The 17,138-nt window shown below is 36.0% G+C and carries 13 protein-coding genes; all 13 read right to left on the bottom strand.

The features are described 5' to 3' along the window. Positions 1 to 7 precede the first annotated feature (7 nt). Complete coding sequence (locus NFR29_RS05470) at positions 8 to 292, bottom strand: biotin/lipoyl-containing protein (protein WP_251424323.1); 285 nt, start codon at positions 290 to 292, stop codon at positions 8 to 10. A 124-nt stretch (positions 293 to 416) separates the two neighbouring features. Further along, positions 417 to 1,757: a phosphodiester glycosidase family protein gene (locus NFR29_RS05465; RefSeq protein ID WP_251424321.1), complete on the bottom strand. Its 1,341-nt coding sequence runs from the start codon at positions 1,755 to 1,757 to the stop codon at positions 417 to 419. 32 nt (positions 1,758 to 1,789) lie between these two features. Continuing rightward, positions 1,790 to 2,950 (bottom strand): rod shape-determining protein, encoded by a 1,161-nt coding sequence (mreB, locus tag NFR29_RS05460; protein WP_420908277.1) that lies wholly within the window; start codon positions 2,948 to 2,950, stop codon positions 1,790 to 1,792. A gap of 355 nt (positions 2,951 to 3,305) precedes the next feature. Next, complete coding sequence (murA, locus tag NFR29_RS05455; RefSeq protein ID WP_251424319.1) at positions 3,306 to 4,568, bottom strand: UDP-N-acetylglucosamine 1-carboxyvinyltransferase; 1,263 nt, start codon at positions 4,566 to 4,568, stop codon at positions 3,306 to 3,308. A gap of 233 nt (positions 4,569 to 4,801) precedes the next feature. Continuing rightward, a complete protein-coding gene (glpX, locus tag NFR29_RS05450; RefSeq protein WP_251424318.1) occupies positions 4,802 to 5,764 on the bottom strand; it encodes a class II fructose-bisphosphatase in 963 nt (320 codons plus the stop codon). Positions 5,765 to 5,776: 12 nt separating this feature from the next. Beyond that, entirely contained in the window at positions 5,777 to 6,424 is a 648-nt protein-coding gene (gene fsa, locus NFR29_RS05445; protein ID WP_251424316.1) for a fructose-6-phosphate aldolase, read from the bottom strand. A 19-nt stretch (positions 6,425 to 6,443) separates the two neighbouring features. Then, on the bottom strand, positions 6,444 to 7,724 hold the full coding sequence (serS, locus tag NFR29_RS05440; RefSeq protein WP_251424314.1) for a serine--tRNA ligase: 1,281 nt from the start codon (positions 7,722 to 7,724) through the stop codon (positions 6,444 to 6,446). Positions 7,725 to 7,795: 71 nt separating this feature from the next. Next, positions 7,796 to 8,749 carry a cation diffusion facilitator family transporter gene (locus NFR29_RS05435; protein WP_251424312.1) on the bottom strand — a complete coding sequence of 318 codons (954 nt, stop codon included), beginning with the start codon at positions 8,747 to 8,749 and terminating at the stop codon, positions 7,796 to 7,798. Between the two features lie 891 nt (positions 8,750 to 9,640). Further along, a complete protein-coding gene (locus NFR29_RS05430; protein WP_251424310.1) occupies positions 9,641 to 10,897 on the bottom strand; it encodes a DUF805 domain-containing protein in 1,257 nt (418 codons plus the stop codon). Then, a complete protein-coding gene (locus NFR29_RS05425) occupies positions 10,890 to 12,614 on the bottom strand; it encodes a dynamin family protein (RefSeq protein WP_251424308.1) in 1,725 nt (574 codons plus the stop codon). Before NFR29_RS05425 ends, NFR29_RS05430 begins: the two co-directional genes overlap by 8 nt. A gap of 17 nt (positions 12,615 to 12,631) precedes the next feature. Further along, entirely contained in the window at positions 12,632 to 14,524 is a 1,893-nt protein-coding gene (locus tag NFR29_RS05420; protein WP_251424306.1) for a dynamin family protein, read from the bottom strand. Positions 14,525 to 14,528: 4 nt separating this feature from the next. Continuing rightward, positions 14,529 to 15,113, bottom strand: a complete 585-nt coding sequence (locus tag NFR29_RS05415) for a hypothetical protein (RefSeq protein WP_251424304.1) — start codon at positions 15,111 to 15,113, stop codon at positions 14,529 to 14,531. A 662-nt stretch (positions 15,114 to 15,775) separates the two neighbouring features. Beyond that, complete coding sequence (gene potE / locus NFR29_RS05410) at positions 15,776 to 17,095, bottom strand: putrescine-ornithine antiporter (protein WP_251424301.1); 1,320 nt, start codon at positions 17,093 to 17,095, stop codon at positions 15,776 to 15,778. Between the last annotated feature and the right edge of the window lie 43 nt (positions 17,096 to 17,138).

Below are 17,138 nucleotides of genomic sequence, written 5' to 3'. Positions count from 1 at the left end.
ATCTCCTTTATTTACTTTCTACAGTGACAACAACTTGGTCACGAGAAACATCAGAACCTACTGCAACATTTACTGCAGATACAGTACCATTTACAGTAGATTTAGCTGCTGCCATTGGACCTGCTAAAGTTTCTACAGTCACCAATGTTTGCCCTTCCGTTACAGGGGAGCCAACAGCTACTACAGATGCTACTTTCCCTGTTAATACGCTTTGGTATGATACAGGGGCCGCCATTACAGAAGTAACACCAAGTGCTAACAATGCAGCAAAAGCTAACATAGTTTTTTTCATAACGATCCCTCCTTCTATATAATATGTAACATTTAGATATTAAATGATTGAATCTATTATACTAAATTTATTCTTTTTTTTCAAACAAAATTGTATGCAACTTTTATGCAACCTATGTGTATCATTATTTGACTAGCAAAATACTTTCATACACAGTATTATTCTGCCCACTTTTATCGATTGGTTCGTCTTTAACAGTCATATCGACTCGACCTTGGTTAGACAATTCAAAGCCATTAACAGCACCGAGTGATTTCAAGAGCTCTGCTCCTTCTTCTAAGGTGACTCCTACCGATTGTGGTTCTTTTTTATCAATAGCTACTACAATGAGTTTTTCATCCTTAGTAGAACCGATGAAGGTTCGTCCTTCATTGGTCGATGACAACGGACCTACATAAGAGCCATTGCGCAAAACAAGATGACCACCTTCAAATACAGAGCCTCCATCTGTATCGACTTTAGCTAATGCTTCTCGCGGTTGTAATGATACAGGCGTTCCTATTGTTAAGGATTGTAAAGATTTAATAGCTTCCCCATGAGCAGACAATACATAGGATCCAACTTTTAACGGTGAATTGCCATTACTAATACTTGCTACCTTACCTCCGGTAACAGTCACTTCATGACCGTATTGATTGGTTTCTGTACTATTCCCAAAACGAGGTGTGTACAGTGCTAGAGAATCTTTTCGGCGCGGTCTATTTACAGAAGATATTATCATCTGCTCTTTGCCAGCTTTCACCTGCAATAGAGGCGCCTTTTCTTCTACGAAATAGCCTCTACTCGGCGTATACCGCAATACACCAACAGATGCAATTTTATCAATATCCATATCCCCACTGCGACTTACAGAATAAAGTTTATTAAAATCTTTCCCTTTTTCAGTAAGACCAAGGGCCGCAATGTATTTCTCTGTAACAGAGGCTAACGTAAGTCCATCTTCGTCGTGCATAACCATCATAGGCGATTCATTACTTACTACAAGAGAGGTCGCTTTTATAACGCCTTCTGGCACAGTCGTCTTAATTTTCGTAACCCCTATGGAGTCGCTTATATTTTTTGTTGTTTTCTGACTATAATCAGAAAACATATCCACAACGATGCGATCCGGATTAGACAGTGAAAAAGCATGAAAATTAACGGCTTTACTAGCACCTAACTTAACTTGAATCCCCCCTTTAGCAGGGAAAATGGACACATCTTTAAGAACCCCATCCTTAGACACTTGTTTCCCAATGGATGTAGTCACTTTATTGGTAATATTAGCTAAATTTAAGGTTACCGTACGAGAATCACTATGATAGGATTTAGTCCACGACAAAGGCAGTTCTGTTACGTCTAACACAATTCGACTCGTGCCATCATAATTCGATACTCTAAGGTTTGTTAAATCCCCTGCTAATGCAGTAGAACCAACTGTGCTAAGGACTAACAAAGATAATACAGTTCTAGTAATGCCAGTCATGATACGCTCCTTTCTCATAGCTTTATATATGTTTATTGCAAATCTTCTAATGTATCGCGAAGCGACGAGATTTCATCTAATGTTTTCGCTACCCCTTTAATAACGGCATAACGCGGAGAATCTACTACATACGCAGCAATACCCACCGATCGAGAAATTACTCGATCAATACCGTCAATCAAAGCGCCACCACCAGTTAAAATAATACCATGATCGCCAATAGCTGCCACTAATTCTGGCGGTGTCTTTTCAAGAATACCTTTAATGCCTTCCAAAATATTCATCACTTGCGGTTCTAATGCCCGTTGTACTTCCAACGATGTAAGTGACGCCGTATTTGGTAATCCCGTAGACGCATCTCGACCACGTACTTCGATATGTCTCTCTTGAGATCTACGGTCTACGGTACCAGTGGAGATTTTTATATCTTCTGCCGTAAGATTACCAATGACAAGTTTTTTCTTTCTTCGCACATAACGAACAATGGCATCTGTGAAAGTATCACCGCCAATGCGGAGCGACTCACTAACAACAACACCTGTATCACTTAAGACAGCAATATCCGTAGTACCCCCGCCAATATCGACGACCATGGCTCCTACTTGATCAGCTTCATTTAAGCTAGTTCCCATAGCAGCCGCTAGCGTTTCTTCAATAAGGACGGTCTTTTTAGCACCTATGCGAAGCAAAGCTTCTAAAATGGCTCGTTTTTCAACAGGCGTAATGCCAGATGGAACGCAAACGACGATGCGAGTTTTCATAATGCGAGATGCAGGCATAACAGAACGAATCAAGTATTTCAACATAAATTCTGTCATATCGTAATCTGCAACGACACCGGCCTGTACAGGACGGATTACTTCCACCCCTTGTGGCGTCCGCCCAATCATACGATGGGCTTCTTCACCAACAGCCAACACATCTCCCGTGTGCATATCTTTTGCTACACAAGATGGTTCATCTAAGACGAGACCTTTCCCTTTTGCATAGATAAGAATATTAGCAGTCCCTAAATCAATACCAATGTCGAAAGTCAAAGAACGGCCTACTTTTGCTACCGCATGACCTACATTAGCAGGAGAAACGATGCGTTTCAACGCCATAGTAGGCGTCGTTTTCGCAATTGGTTGCGTTCGTTTCTCTTGGCGCTCTTTACGGCGTAATGCAGTCACTTTCACAGAAGCATCCCGCATTTTTCTGCGCTCATTAACTTCTTCTTTAGCCCGCAAAGCGGTCCCCACAGTACGCCGTAACGCTGACTCAACCTTGTTGGTCAAAACAGATTTAGCACTTCGCTTCTCTGTGTACTGCGGCCCACTTTTACTGTTTTTACTGCGTTTTCGGCGCTGTGTTGACATCCCTTTTAGCCTTTGTTGCGTACCTATCCGATTAGTGGAATCCCCTTCTGGTTGAATGTGTTCTCTTAAGGAGCGCTTCTCACCTTGAGTTTCTGTTCCTACCGCTTCTGGTCTGGGTCTTTTGCGACGCAAAGCCGGCTCTTCTGTGCGCCGGCTTTGTTTTCTATTATTCTGTTTTTGGTTCCTTTTCTCATTCGTCAATCCGAACAATATCGGCACCTAACCTTTTCAATTTACCTACGAAATCATCATAACCACGGTCAATATGATGAAGGCGACCAATTTTAGTAGTCCCTTCTGCAGCAAGCGCAGCACATACGAGAGCTGCACCGGCTCGTAAATCTGTAGCATTTACGTCTGCCCCATGTAAGGATGGAACGCCTGCTACAATAGCTTGGCGATTATCAATATCGATATGAGCACCCATTTTACGAAGCTCTGCAACGTGCATAAAACGGTTTTCAAATACTGTTTCTGTAACAGTACTTGTCCCTTCTGCAATAGTTGTAAAAGCCATAAATTGAGCTTGCATATCTGTTGGAAAGCCTGGATATGGCAACGTTTTAATATCTACAGCCTTCAATTCTTTACCAGAGCTAACTACACGAATACCATCGATTTCTTCTTCTACAGTAACGCCAGCTTCTTTCAATTTTGCTACTACTGGTTTCAAATGCTCTGGCAAAGCATTCTCTACGAATACATCCCCACCAGCCATAGCCGTAGCAATTAAATATGTGCCAGCTTCAATGCGATCAGGAATCACTGTATGAATAGCACCATGTAAAGAAGGCACACCTTCAATACGGATTACATTAGTACCAGCCCCGCGGATATTAGCCCCCATAGCATTCAAGAAAGTTGCTAAATCTACGATTTCTGGTTCTTCTGCAGCATTTTCGATAATCGTTTTACCTTCAGCCATAGAAGCAGCCATCATTACATTTTCAGTAGCTCCTACGCTTGGAAAGTCTAAATAAATTTCAGTCCCTTTTAATCCATTAGGAGCCTTAGCACATACATATTCTTCTGTACTTTCAATTTCTGCGCCTAACGCTTCAAAAGCTTTCAAATGTAAATCAATAGGACGAGCCCCAATGGCACAGCCACCCGGCAAGGAGATTTTAGCTTCTCCTTTACGAGCTAATAAAGGGCCCATCACGAGGAAGGAAGCCCGCATTTTACGTACTAATTCATTTGGTGCTTCTGTAGCCGTTAACATGGAAGCGTCAAAAATAATTTCATCCCCTCCATTGCGCGTAATCTTCACACCTAAAGCTTCAATTACTTGCGAAATAGTGCCTACATCTTCCAAATTAGGAATTTCCAATAATTTGCTTGGTGTAGATGCCAATAATGTAGCTGCAATAATAGGAAGAACAGCGTTTTTAGCACTACTTACGCGAACACGTCCTTCAAGTCGATTGCCACCATTTATAACTAGCTTTTCCAAAAGAATTCCTCCTACATACCCTATATTTTGAACAGCCATAGCTGTATATGTTACATCGTTATATACTAAATCTTATTATACTATTTTTGTTCTCTATACTTCAAGTAATCTCCTAAGATTATCCTCATCAATTCGAGCAAACAAAAAGCCCCTCTCAAAATAGTAGAGAAGAGCTTTTCAATCAACTCATATCGAAATTCATGTCGACCTAGAGCCGGCATAACAATCATATATTATCGAGCTTTTAACGTTTTAAGTTTGTCATCCATGTGGATTGTATCTAGAAATCGAACTGTACCAGTTTTAGATCTCATAACGAGTGTATGAGTCCGCGCACCACCAGGGAAATATTGAATTGGATTCAACAAATTGCCTCGCGTAATAGCAGTAGCAGCAAAAATAACATCATCGCTCTTTACAAGATCATCGATAGTCAACACTTGGTTTACATCTTTAATACCCATATCGATACAACGACGAACTTCTTCATCTGTTTCTGGTTTTAAACGAGCTTGCATATCTCCGCCCACACATTTCAATGCAGCTGCTGCCAACACCCCTTCTGGTGCGCCACCAGTACCGACTACCATATGGATGCCGGAACCTTCAATACAGCATTCCATAGCAGGGTTCACATCACCATCAGAAATGAGCATAATACGAGCCCCTAAATCACGAGCTTCTTGCATCAAACCGTAATGTCGTTCTCGATCAAGCATAACGAGATTGATTTCTTCTACTTTCCGTTCCATTTTAGCAGCTACGTTTTTGATATTTTCAGTTAAAGATTTCGTAATATCAATAGCACCTGCACCACGAGGGCCCACACAAAGTTTTTCCATATACATATCAGGGGCATGTAACAAACCGCCCTTTTCAGCGATGGCCATAACTGCAATAGCACCATTTTGACCTTTAGCAATCAAATTCGTTCCTTCAATCGGATCTACTGCAATATCCACTTCTGGACCACCAGCACCAACTTTTTCGCCAATATACAGCATAGGCGCTTCGTCGATTTCACCTTCACCAATTACAACCGTCCCAGAAATATGCACAGAATCAAAGGCTTGGCGCATAGCATCTACAGCTAATCCATCAGCTGCATCTTTTTGGCCGCGACCTAACAAACGTCCACTGCGAAGAGCTGCCGCTTCTACAACGCGAGCAAATTCTAATGATAATGTACGATCCATATGAGCCTCCTCTTAATTTTGATTAGCTTGTTGCCAATCAGCCATAAATTTTTCTAAACCCGCATCTGTTAATGGATGTTTCATAGCTTGCATTAACACTTGGTATGGTACTGTTGCAATATGAGCACCTGCTTTTGCAGCTTGCAACATGTGAATCGGTGTGCGCACACTAGCAGCAATAATTTCTGTATTGATATTATGAATAGCGAAAATATCAGCAATATCTTGGATCAATGTGAGCCCATCCATGCTAATATCGTCAATACGACCTACAAAAGGACTTACATAAGTAGCCCCTGCGCGAGCCGCCAATAAGGCTTGGTTAGCAGAAAAAACCAACGTTACATTTGTTTTAATGCCTTCTTTTGAAAGCACTGCAACAGCTTTTAGGCCTTCTGATGTCATAGGCACTTTTACTACTACATTAGAGCCTAACTTTACCAATTCGTGAGCTTCTTTGATCATCCCGTCTGCGTCACTCGCAATGACTTCCGCACTAACAGGACCATCTACGAAATTTGCAATTTCTTTGATTACTACGTCTAAGTTTTTCTTTGCTTTTACAATCAAAGACGGATTTGTCGTTACACCGTCGATAAAACCGAAAGAATAAGCCTCTTTAATTTCGCTTACTTCTGCTGTATCAATAAAGAATTTCATACTATCTCCCTACTGTCTATTATTTAGCAGGCGTAATCACTTCTACACCGCCCATATATGGAACAAGAACTTTTGGAATGATGACAGAGCCATCTGCTTGTTGGTTATTTTCTAAAATAGCCGCTACTGTACGTCCTACAGCAAGACCAGAACCATTCAACGTATGTACTAATTCTGGTTTACCTTTTGGACCGCGACGGAATTTAATATTAGCGCGACGCGCTTGGAAGTCCGTCATATTAGAGCAAGAAGAAATTTCTCTGTATTTTTCTTGCGACGGCATCCATACTTCTACGTCGTATGTTTTAGCAGAACCAAAGCCCATATCTCCCGTACAAAGAGTGATGACACGGAACGGCAATTCTAATAGACGTAATACTTCTTCTGCATTATCTGTCAATGTTTCTAACTCTTGGAAAGACTCTTCTGGCTTCGCCAATTTAACCATTTCTACTTTGTTAAATTGATGTTGACGAATCAAACCGCGCGTATCTCGACCAGCAGAACCTGCTTCTGCTCGGAAACAAGCAGTGAAAGCAGTGTAATATTTAGGCAACTCATCTTCGCTTAAAATTTCACCACCATGATAATTTGTCAATGTTACTTCTGCCGTAGGGATTAAGAAATATTCTGTATCTGCTACTTGGTACATATCTTCAGAGAACTTAGGCAATTGACCAGTACCAGTCAATGTTTCTCTTGTCACCATGTAAGGTGTCATCATTTCTGTATAGCCGTGTTTATCTACATGAAGGTCTACCATGAAGTTAATAAGAGCCCGCTCTAAGCGAGCACCTAGCCCTTTATAGACAGTAAAACGAGCACCGCTCATCTTTGCAGCTCTATTAAAATCGAGAATATCTAAGGATTCCCCTAAATCCCAATGCGCTTTAGGTTCAAATTCAAAAGCCCGCGGATTGCCCCATTTACGCATTTCTACATTGTCATTTTCATCAGCCCCAACAGGAACAGAGGAATCGCACATATTTGGCAACATCAATGCAGCGTCACGAAGCGTTGTTTCTACTTCACGAATACGACCGTCTAAATCAGCAATTGTATCGCCTACTTGCTTCATTTCAGCAATTTTATCGTCAGCATTTTCTTTATTTCGTTTTAACTGGCTAATTTCTTCTGTTACAGAATTACGTAAAGCTTTTAATTCCTCTACTTTTTGAATTAACTCTTTTCTTTCGTCGTAAGCAGCTACAACAGTGTCTAAATCACCTGTAGTGTGACGGTTTTCAAGGTTTTGCTTTACTAAATCGAGATTTTCTCGCACAAACTTCAAATCTAACATCCTATTAACCTCTTTTATATGACGGACAAACTAGAATTTCAATACATTTAAGTATACCATAAAATGCAGTATTAATCATCATCTTCTTCGTCAAGGAGATAATCTTTAGCCATCCATTTTCTAGTACTTGTAAAGGAAATAGTAACCCATTTTTCTGTCGGGTTCCCTCCAATTTCTTCATCGATTTCATTGCGAATCCCATCTAACTCAGCAATGGTTTGGTAAGGGAAATTTTTCCGCACTAAAATATCAATTTCAATAATCCGTGTATTGCCATAGGCTTGCACGCTGGTTACATAATCTTTGAAATTATATTTTTCCATAAATCGGTCCATAATCTCTTGAACTTCATTATGCAATGATGTAGGCGCCCAACCTAAAATTTGTTTTGTAGCAGGCACTAAAATATGGATTACCGATGGCACCATTTGTAAAGCCAATACGATAAGCACAATAGGGTCTATATACACAGCAAACTCTTCGTATTCTGTACCTTCTAACAAAATAGCCACTACAAAGCTAATCAAAATAGCTGCTTCTAACAAAGCATCCACATACCAGCTCACATTATCAAACTTAACTAAATTAGATTGTAAACTTTTGTTGATACGCTTTACATAGAAATAATAGGCCGTATCTGCAATGGTAAAAAATATAGCATAATAAATAGCTGGCCCAAAGTCTACGTGCCGCCCCCCTCCTAACAGATCCGTTATACCACTAAATAAGGCATAAATAACGATAAGTAAAATAAAAAATCCTTCTACAGCCAATACGAGAGGCTCAAATTGCCAATAGCCAAATTGAAAACGCTTGCTCGTTTCCCTCGCCACTAATTTAGCAGTCATAAGCATCATAATTTTTATAATTACATCGACGAAGGAAAAGACCCCATCTAACAATACTGCACTCGATCCAGTAACAACGCCCATAATCGTACCACTAATAGCCACTAGCGACATAAGCGCCACCGATTGCATTAATAATTTTTGTTCTATGGAACGCCTAGCTCCTAATATATCCATAGCTAGCTCCTTTCTATATCTCTATTGTATTATACACTACATTGATGATTTAGGTTCTAGAATTAATATTGAGTACATCAACAAGGTGCAACTTCAATATTATTTTTGTAAAAAAGACTTATAGCCTCAGATATTTTACAATAAAGTATCAAAATTCCCCAAAAAGGATGTGAATATATATGCCTACTACAGATTATGCAGAATTTCTTTACACTATAAAAAGAAGATATTACAAATGGCTATCCTAATTCTGACACATTTGTCTTTGACTCGAATTACCAGTAACAGCCTTCCTTTCTCCATTATGGTCAAATTACTAGACGCGCCAAAGATTACCGTGTTCATACTGTCAAATTTGAGCTGGTAACGAAGTACATTAGTCGGTAAATATCGGTAATTATAATACATTTCTCCGCATTGTTATTATTCATTTTCAGAGAAAAATCATTTTATCTTCCAAGATATACAACCGAACATAACCATCCTTAATCTATTATTTAATAACCTCTCTAAAAGCTTGACATACATTACGGTTGCTAATGTATGTGATATTTTTATTACAATAATATTGCACTGTTATTCCAAAATTCATATACCATCCCCTACATTTCTTGCAATCAATTATTAACGGCTTCCTATTACCATATTCCAATAGATATACAAAGCTGTTTAACAAAAAATAAAAACACTCAAGAGTATTATCTATGGATTGCGTCATTTTGAACGATTGATGCTTTATACCGCTCTTTTAATCAAAAAATGGCACCAACCACAATTGTGATTGATGCCTAAAATGAGTCTATAAGAGAGGGTACCCAAATCTTTAACAAAAATCAAAATCGCTCCAACAGGATACCTAAAATCATATTCAGTTGTAGCTCTTTCATTTTATCAGTGAGTCTCATCTAGGTTGCCAGGACTAAAATTAGCTTCTAGCTGATCTATAATTCCTGTATAATCATCCTTTTTAGATGCCCATATTCTAATATCAAGAGAATTTATGGATTTTGAACCGACAAAGCTTTTGTGATAATATATATAATCACCAGCACTATAAGTAACAACATACCAATTATCCCTAATAGTTCGAAAGCCGAATTCTCCATGTTCACTGGCTCGCTCCCGACTCTCCCTATATATACTTTGTACTGTTTCTCCCGTTATATTATTTAAGCCATAAACTCTTATAACAATAGATTCATCATCCACGAAAAATTCTCGCCCACTTCCATCAGTAGACGAATTCGTATGCCGTAAGTTACCAGGATATTTTATAGAGAATCCAAATCTGTTATTTCTATATAACTTAGTCTCTGTCCTCTTTGATTCTTGAAGAGGCTTTAGATTCTCTTTTGAAAAAGAGCTGTTTGGGGAAGATTCATTTGTTTTATTTATGCTTTCATTTCTTTCTACTTTAGGCTCATTCATCCTTCTCGGAATATCTTGATTTGAGTTTATATAGTTTATCTCTCGCTCACTAGTTTCTTGATTTAATAAATTGGTATATACCAGTACCTGTCTTGATATAGCAGATTCTAGCTCAGTAATTATACTTTCATATTTAGCCCAAGAGCTTTGCGCATAATGAGTAAAAATAAGAGAAGCTATTAATAAAACTAAAAAAATATATCTATATATTTTAGTACTCCAATTTTTACCCAAATATTCCAATTGGGGAAAGTAAATTTGCCCAGTAGGCGCCCCATAATAGTTTACATCCGCATTACCATTTTTTATTAATTTATTGAATATATACAAAGGCCCTAAAATAGGAAAAAATACCCACACAAGACCTTTTATCCCTATGTCTAAATCGTGTAGCCTTCTAATCGTTAAAGTAATAATAGGAATAATAGTGATAATCGAAAATAAAATTAAATAAAAAATTTGTATATTAGGATATGTGTCGACAGGAAACAAAAAGATTAAAAATATACCTACAACTAAATATATTAAAAACAGAATAATATTTGTTTTAAAATACTCAACAACACTAACTCTTCCTTCCCATTCAAAATATTTATAAACTATATTTTCTTTAAAGGTATCAATAAACCCCACACAATAAATACTGTTGGGATATAGTTTTGAAAGTATTCTAATATATACATCTAAATTATTTTCATTCCCAATTCTCTTTTTATTCATTCTCCGCCCCAGTATTTATCAGAAATCTCTCTATATCTCCTTTTAAAATATATACATCCTCTTTATTCATATTATTAAAATTAGATTTTAAAAATCTATCTTTTACATCTATAATAGTGTTATCTCTTAATTCATCAATATATTGATATATATTATCAATAAAGTTTTTATATAAATCCTTTCTTGCTGTTAGATACATAGACTTGACACTATCATTCAAATGCTCTATATGATGTTTTCGATCATTATACATTTTCAAGACACCAACTGCAGCACCAGCCAACAAAACCGGAGGCATAACCCCTCCCAAAGCAGCCCCTATACTAACGTGGGTGGCTGCAGGTCCCAATACAGCCGCATAAACAGATAGTGCTCCTCCAGCTGCAACTGCTGTCATGACAGAATCTTGAAACCCATTATGCTCAACGCCTAAATGGACAAACTCTGCTGACTTTTGATATTCAATAATTTGACTTTTAATAGAAATATTTAATTCTTCTTCAAATTCTTCATCAACTTTTGTCAAAGAATTTTTCCACAATTCATTAATCTGGGCATTTAACTTCTCTACAAAAATATCTATGTCAGTACTCCCATTCCTAATTGATGCATTAACTACGTCCATCACTTCGGTTTCTGACGGTAATTTTTCGTAAAATCTTCTATCAGAAAATTTAGCCCTTATATTTCTTTCTTCAGTAACTAAATATTCTTCATAAATCCATTTAGATATATATCTCTCTATATTTGTTTTTAAACTTGATGTAGCATAATCAATCTTTGATTCAATTTTATCAAACAAATCTAATTTTAATTCTATATTATTTAATGCATGTTGATGTATAACTCCAATTTGTTTTTCAAGAACCTTTATAGAGTTTCTTACAGACTCCTCCTGTACAGCACTCGCTTGTCGATCTATATTCTCTTCTAAATATTGATATAAACTTTGAAATCCAGACTCTCTAATTAATGCTTCATTATTAGTAGATCGCCCTTCAAAAGCCAGTTTAGCACTTATAGGGAAAATTTTGTCAAAATACAATCCCATTGAGTCATCTAAATACTCAATCAATTCTTCCTTATCTGCTTGTACTTCATCAATCCTATTAATTACAGCTACTATGGGCTTCCCCATGCCTGCTACTTTCCTTACATAATCATTTATATCACTCTGTCCAAGATAGTTTCCATTAAAAACCCACAATACTACATCAACATCTTGAAAATAATCTATCGTCCTAGTCTCATTTTCTTCTGTAATTGTTGCTAAGCCAGGTGTATCAATGATAAATAGATTTCTTAATCCTGACATAGATCTATAAATTTCAACATCTTTGCAGTTTTTAAAATAAGTCTGATCATTTATATTTTTAGTTAATTCATCATAAATTTCATCAATAGAGCCGCTAAATTTGCTACCATCCAAATAATTTATACTTGCAGACTCTATATCCGAATAAGAAACTTTTATAATGGACGCTGTAGCTTCACTCACATTCTGAGGCGAAATTGAGCCTCCCGCAAAAGCATTTACCAATGTAGACTTACCTGACTTAACCTCCCCAATTATTGCTAAATGTAAGGAGCCATTCAATTTATTCTTTAAAATCTCAATATTGTAGCTAATTTCTTTAGCAATTGAATCATTTTGCCCGTATAAAGGTGATGTGAGAATTTTTTTATTTACATTTTCTACATAGCTAAAAATATCCATAGTTTTCCCTCTTTATATCAAGTGTTAAAAAGTAAATCACTTAATGAGAGATCTTTAAACTCAGAAAATTCAATATTCTTCAACACTGATAATCTCTCTATAAGTTCTGGAACGATTTCAGAAGGCCCGTATAAAATACTAAAAGAATCTTCTCTATTCTTATGGATTATCGAACTAGTTTCTGAAATGTTATTATGAACACTATTTATGATTTCTTTTATCATATTATTTAATTGACTCTCAAATTTATATCTAATTCTTTTACTTTTTTTCTCCGTTAACACTCTTGCCAACGATCTACCAATAGAGTCCCAAAAACCATCTCCAGTAAACATAGTTGCAATATCATTAAAATCATCAAAATCAGAGAATTCTACCTCAAATATCACTTCAGAATCAATTGGATATAAATTTTCAAATTCTATAAATCTATTAGCTAAATGCTTATATGTTAAAAACTTAGTGAAATCTTCTTCACATTGTGAAATTAAACTTTCTAAATTTTTATACACAATCTCTGGCTCAATTATTGTATCCCTAACAAATCTATCGAACTTTCGCCCATCTAATCTCCACAATTCTTCCTCATAATTAGCAGCAATCTGTCCAACACGATTAGCCTCATCTTGTACTAATATTTCAAATTGATCTTTCCAATACTCTATCTTCTCATCTAATTCACTATCTAAATCTTCTTTTAAATCTATTCTTTTATTATTTGCATCTTTAATTTTTTTATACAAAACTTCAGTTTTTAATTTTACATCTTCGTATAACAACCTAGTATTTTTTAATTTAGCCTGAATTTGTATTTCTAGTGCATTAGAAAATAATGTTTTATTTAAGTGCAATAATAAATGCTCAAACCTACTTTCTTTTAATAGTTTTTTTGCCTGCAAAAAAGTTTCACTATTTTTACTACTTATTGACAATATTTCTTGTGCTTCTCTAGCTTGTTTTGCAGATATCGGAATAAAGTCATAAAAAATATCTCCATAGAACTTTTTTGCATCACTAATAACGCCCTCGACAGTTTGACCATTTGCTAAAATATTATCCAACCTGTTTATAACCGCTATGATATTATTATTATTACCATACTCTTCTAGTACTTTTTCAATCTCTTTACGATCACCAGCACTAGCTATACGATCACCTGGCAATACCCAAATAATTCCATCCGCCTTTCCATAATATTCTTTGACATTAGATATTATAATTCCATCTATCTCTTGATTTAAACCAGGTGTATCAACAAGATTATAATTTTTCAATATTCCTTTACCCTTAACTGATGTAATCATCTCAGTAACATCAGATTTATAAAGATAATATTTTTGTAGTTCCAATTGCTTTTCTTCAAGTGCTACTAAATCCAATCCAGAGTTTTTGGCCTGTTTTAATTCTTGCCTAATATATGCTTTAGACGCTTTAATTTTCTCATCTTCTAATTGTAGATAATTTTGAGCCTCCTTTAATGTATAATGACGTTCTGTGCCATCTTTAAATTTTAATATAACTCCATCTGTTAAATCTTCCGATGTAAAAACATCAATTTTCCAAGTTTCTGGATTAACACTTTCTTTTGCAACTAATTGTTCTGCTAAAGCATTAATTAAAGTAGATTTACCATTTTTGCCACTTCCCATGACAAATAACATAAATTTATTATTTAATTCTTTTGCCAACTCTTTTATCTTAATAATTGTTTCATGAATTGCTCGTAATTCTACACCTGTAATATTGCTCTCCCCAAAATTAGCTTCACCCCACTCATAAGCTAATTCCTTCTCTAAAAGATCAACTGATTTTAATATATGGTTTTTAGCATTGTTTCGAGCCCCTGCTCGATAAGAATCTTCAACTTTATCAAATAAATCATTAATCTCATTTATTAATTGCGTATCCATATCATTACCAGTTTAGAGTTAATAAAATAATAATAAAAATTGCATTAAATAGCATCGATAATGCAGCTATAATATTTAGCTTTAATGACATATTATTAAACATCTTTTGATAATCCTCTTTATCTATTTGAGCCTGTTCATAAAACATCTTTTGTTCAGCTAAAAATTGAAGATTTTTAATCTCTATATCTCGAATAATTTCTTGAGTAGTTAAATATTCTTTCTCAAGATTTTCAATATGCCCTAAATAATTATCTAATTTTATAATTGACTCTTTATTAAATTTATCAGCTTTATTAGTCAAAGATATAATTAACTTATTTTCTTTTTCTATAGCATTATTCCACTCAGATAAATTCTTATAAAATTCTTTTGTGCTTTGTTCTGTCATTGATCTAATATTTTCATAAGATTTTTTATCTTTAACTAATTTAGTATCAAAGTTTTTAACAATAGCCTCAACTTTTCCCAGCATTTGTGAATGTTTTTCTAACGCCTTTATAGATGTATTCTCTATAACATCATTAGTAACAGATTTTGTTACCTTTGCTATTACGCTAATAAACTCTTCTTGCAACTTTCTACTCATTCTATACTCTCTCCTCTTACTAAATACATCTAAATTTGGTGTTCAACACTACACATACAAACTCTTCAATTAGTCAACTTTGAAATTATTTTACACTCTCAACAAATCATATCGCCGGAATCAAAATAATCTAATTTTAAACTATATTTTATGCTAATTAGTTTCTAATATTTTCATTCTAAATATATCTAAATTATATATAGAATCCCCCCCCCCCCCCCGTCAACATTTGTCTATTCTTAACGAACACCACACTTACTTAAGAATATTAACTTATAAAATATATTACTAATAGCTCTTCGGATGATAACACAATTCTCTTTAGACTCGAATTGCCCATAATAGAACATACTTGTAGTCAGGTGTAATCCCACGACTACACAAATTAAAGAGTACTCTAGCGTATTAGCTATGGACTCGCCATTTTGAACGATTTAGGGTTTATATACGTCTTCTAAACAAAAATGGCACCAATCACAAATGTGATTGGTGCCTAATAAGTACCTAGAGGTGTGACACCCCAATATTTAGCAACGCCCGCATTTTATCTTACTCTTCATATTGATATATCTAATGCGGTTAACTTTTGTACTCTATACACAGAAAATTATAATCCATAAATAGGATGTTCTAATTTTTTAATAAGAGTCAATCAATATTTTCTATTTTCCAATATTTTGTTCTAAATCAAATCGATCGGATACAAAACCATACAATGTCCAACCTGCAAAGGTTACGATAGAACCATATGTCATAGCTTCAAATCCAGATGCATATAGAGCATATAAGCTATATAACGAACCGAGGAAAGCGATGAAAACAGTTGTTTTCAATTCTGTACCAGTTCGTTGTGCCGCTTTCATAAGTACCATGATAGCGCCCATGGACAAGAGATATGGAATGATATTAGTTACTACCGCTAAATTAACAAGAGTTTCAAATTGTTCACTCAAAGATGGACTAATCGTCATTAAACTCATGAACGATTGAATAACAGTAATCGTAATCATACCAATTACTGGAGCATCTTTAGATGTAACTTTGCTGAATAATTTAGGGAAATAACCTTCATCAGCAGCACCTTTAAATACGTTAGCAATAGTGAACTGCCAACCTAATAAGGATCCGAAACAGGACATAACCATAAGACCCATAACAATTTTACCTACTGTAGAGTCAAACATGGAGGCAAAGGCTAAACCGAATGGTGCATTACTGTTTACTAATTCATTAGCAGGAACAATACCGAAAATCATATTTGTAGATACAATATAGATTACTGCAGCCCCTAATGTACCTCCAAGCACGGCTTTTGGTACGTTTTTCTCAGGGTTATCTACTGCATCAGCATTAGCACAAGCTGACTCAAGACCTAAGAAAGCCCACAATGTCATGGCAATGGAATTAGTAGCGGCTTCACCAAATGGCATATTGTGAACGTTCCAGTTTGCAACGTACATATCTGTAGAGAAATAAGCCCAACCAACTGTACTGATTACAAGTACTGGTGCAATAACGCCCCACACTGTAAAACTAGATACACGGCCAGTGATGCTAGCACCGCCAAAATTAAGAACAGTGGCTAACCAAAGTGTAAAGATTGTATAAATACCAGTCATAAGAGGTGTTAATTGAGCATCCATAAAGGTTGCTGCATATCCAACCGCAGAAATAGCGATAGCAATATTAGCAATCAATAAAGATACACCATATGTATAGTTGGCCATGAAGTTACCAGCTTTACCGAAAGAGTATTCTGCGTAACCGCCCATGCCGCCGCCTTTTCGAGTATACATACCGCCTTTAGCGAAAGCGTAAGCCAAACACATAGAACCTACAGCTGTAATCAACCACGATACGATGGATAAAGCCCCTACTTCAGCTAATTTTGTCGGCAACATAATGATACCGGAGCCCATCATATTAACAGCGGTTAGAATAGTCAGCTGCAATACAGACATTTTATTCTTACTTGAACTCATTGTGGATACCACCTTTTCAATAACTACTGTTAGATAATGTTAG

The organism is Veillonella agrestimuris (assembly GCF_943193065.1).
Taxonomy (GTDB): Bacteria; Bacillota; Negativicutes; order Veillonellales; family Veillonellaceae; genus Veillonella; species Veillonella agrestimuris.
This window is presented reverse-complemented; position numbering and strand designations above follow the sequence as displayed.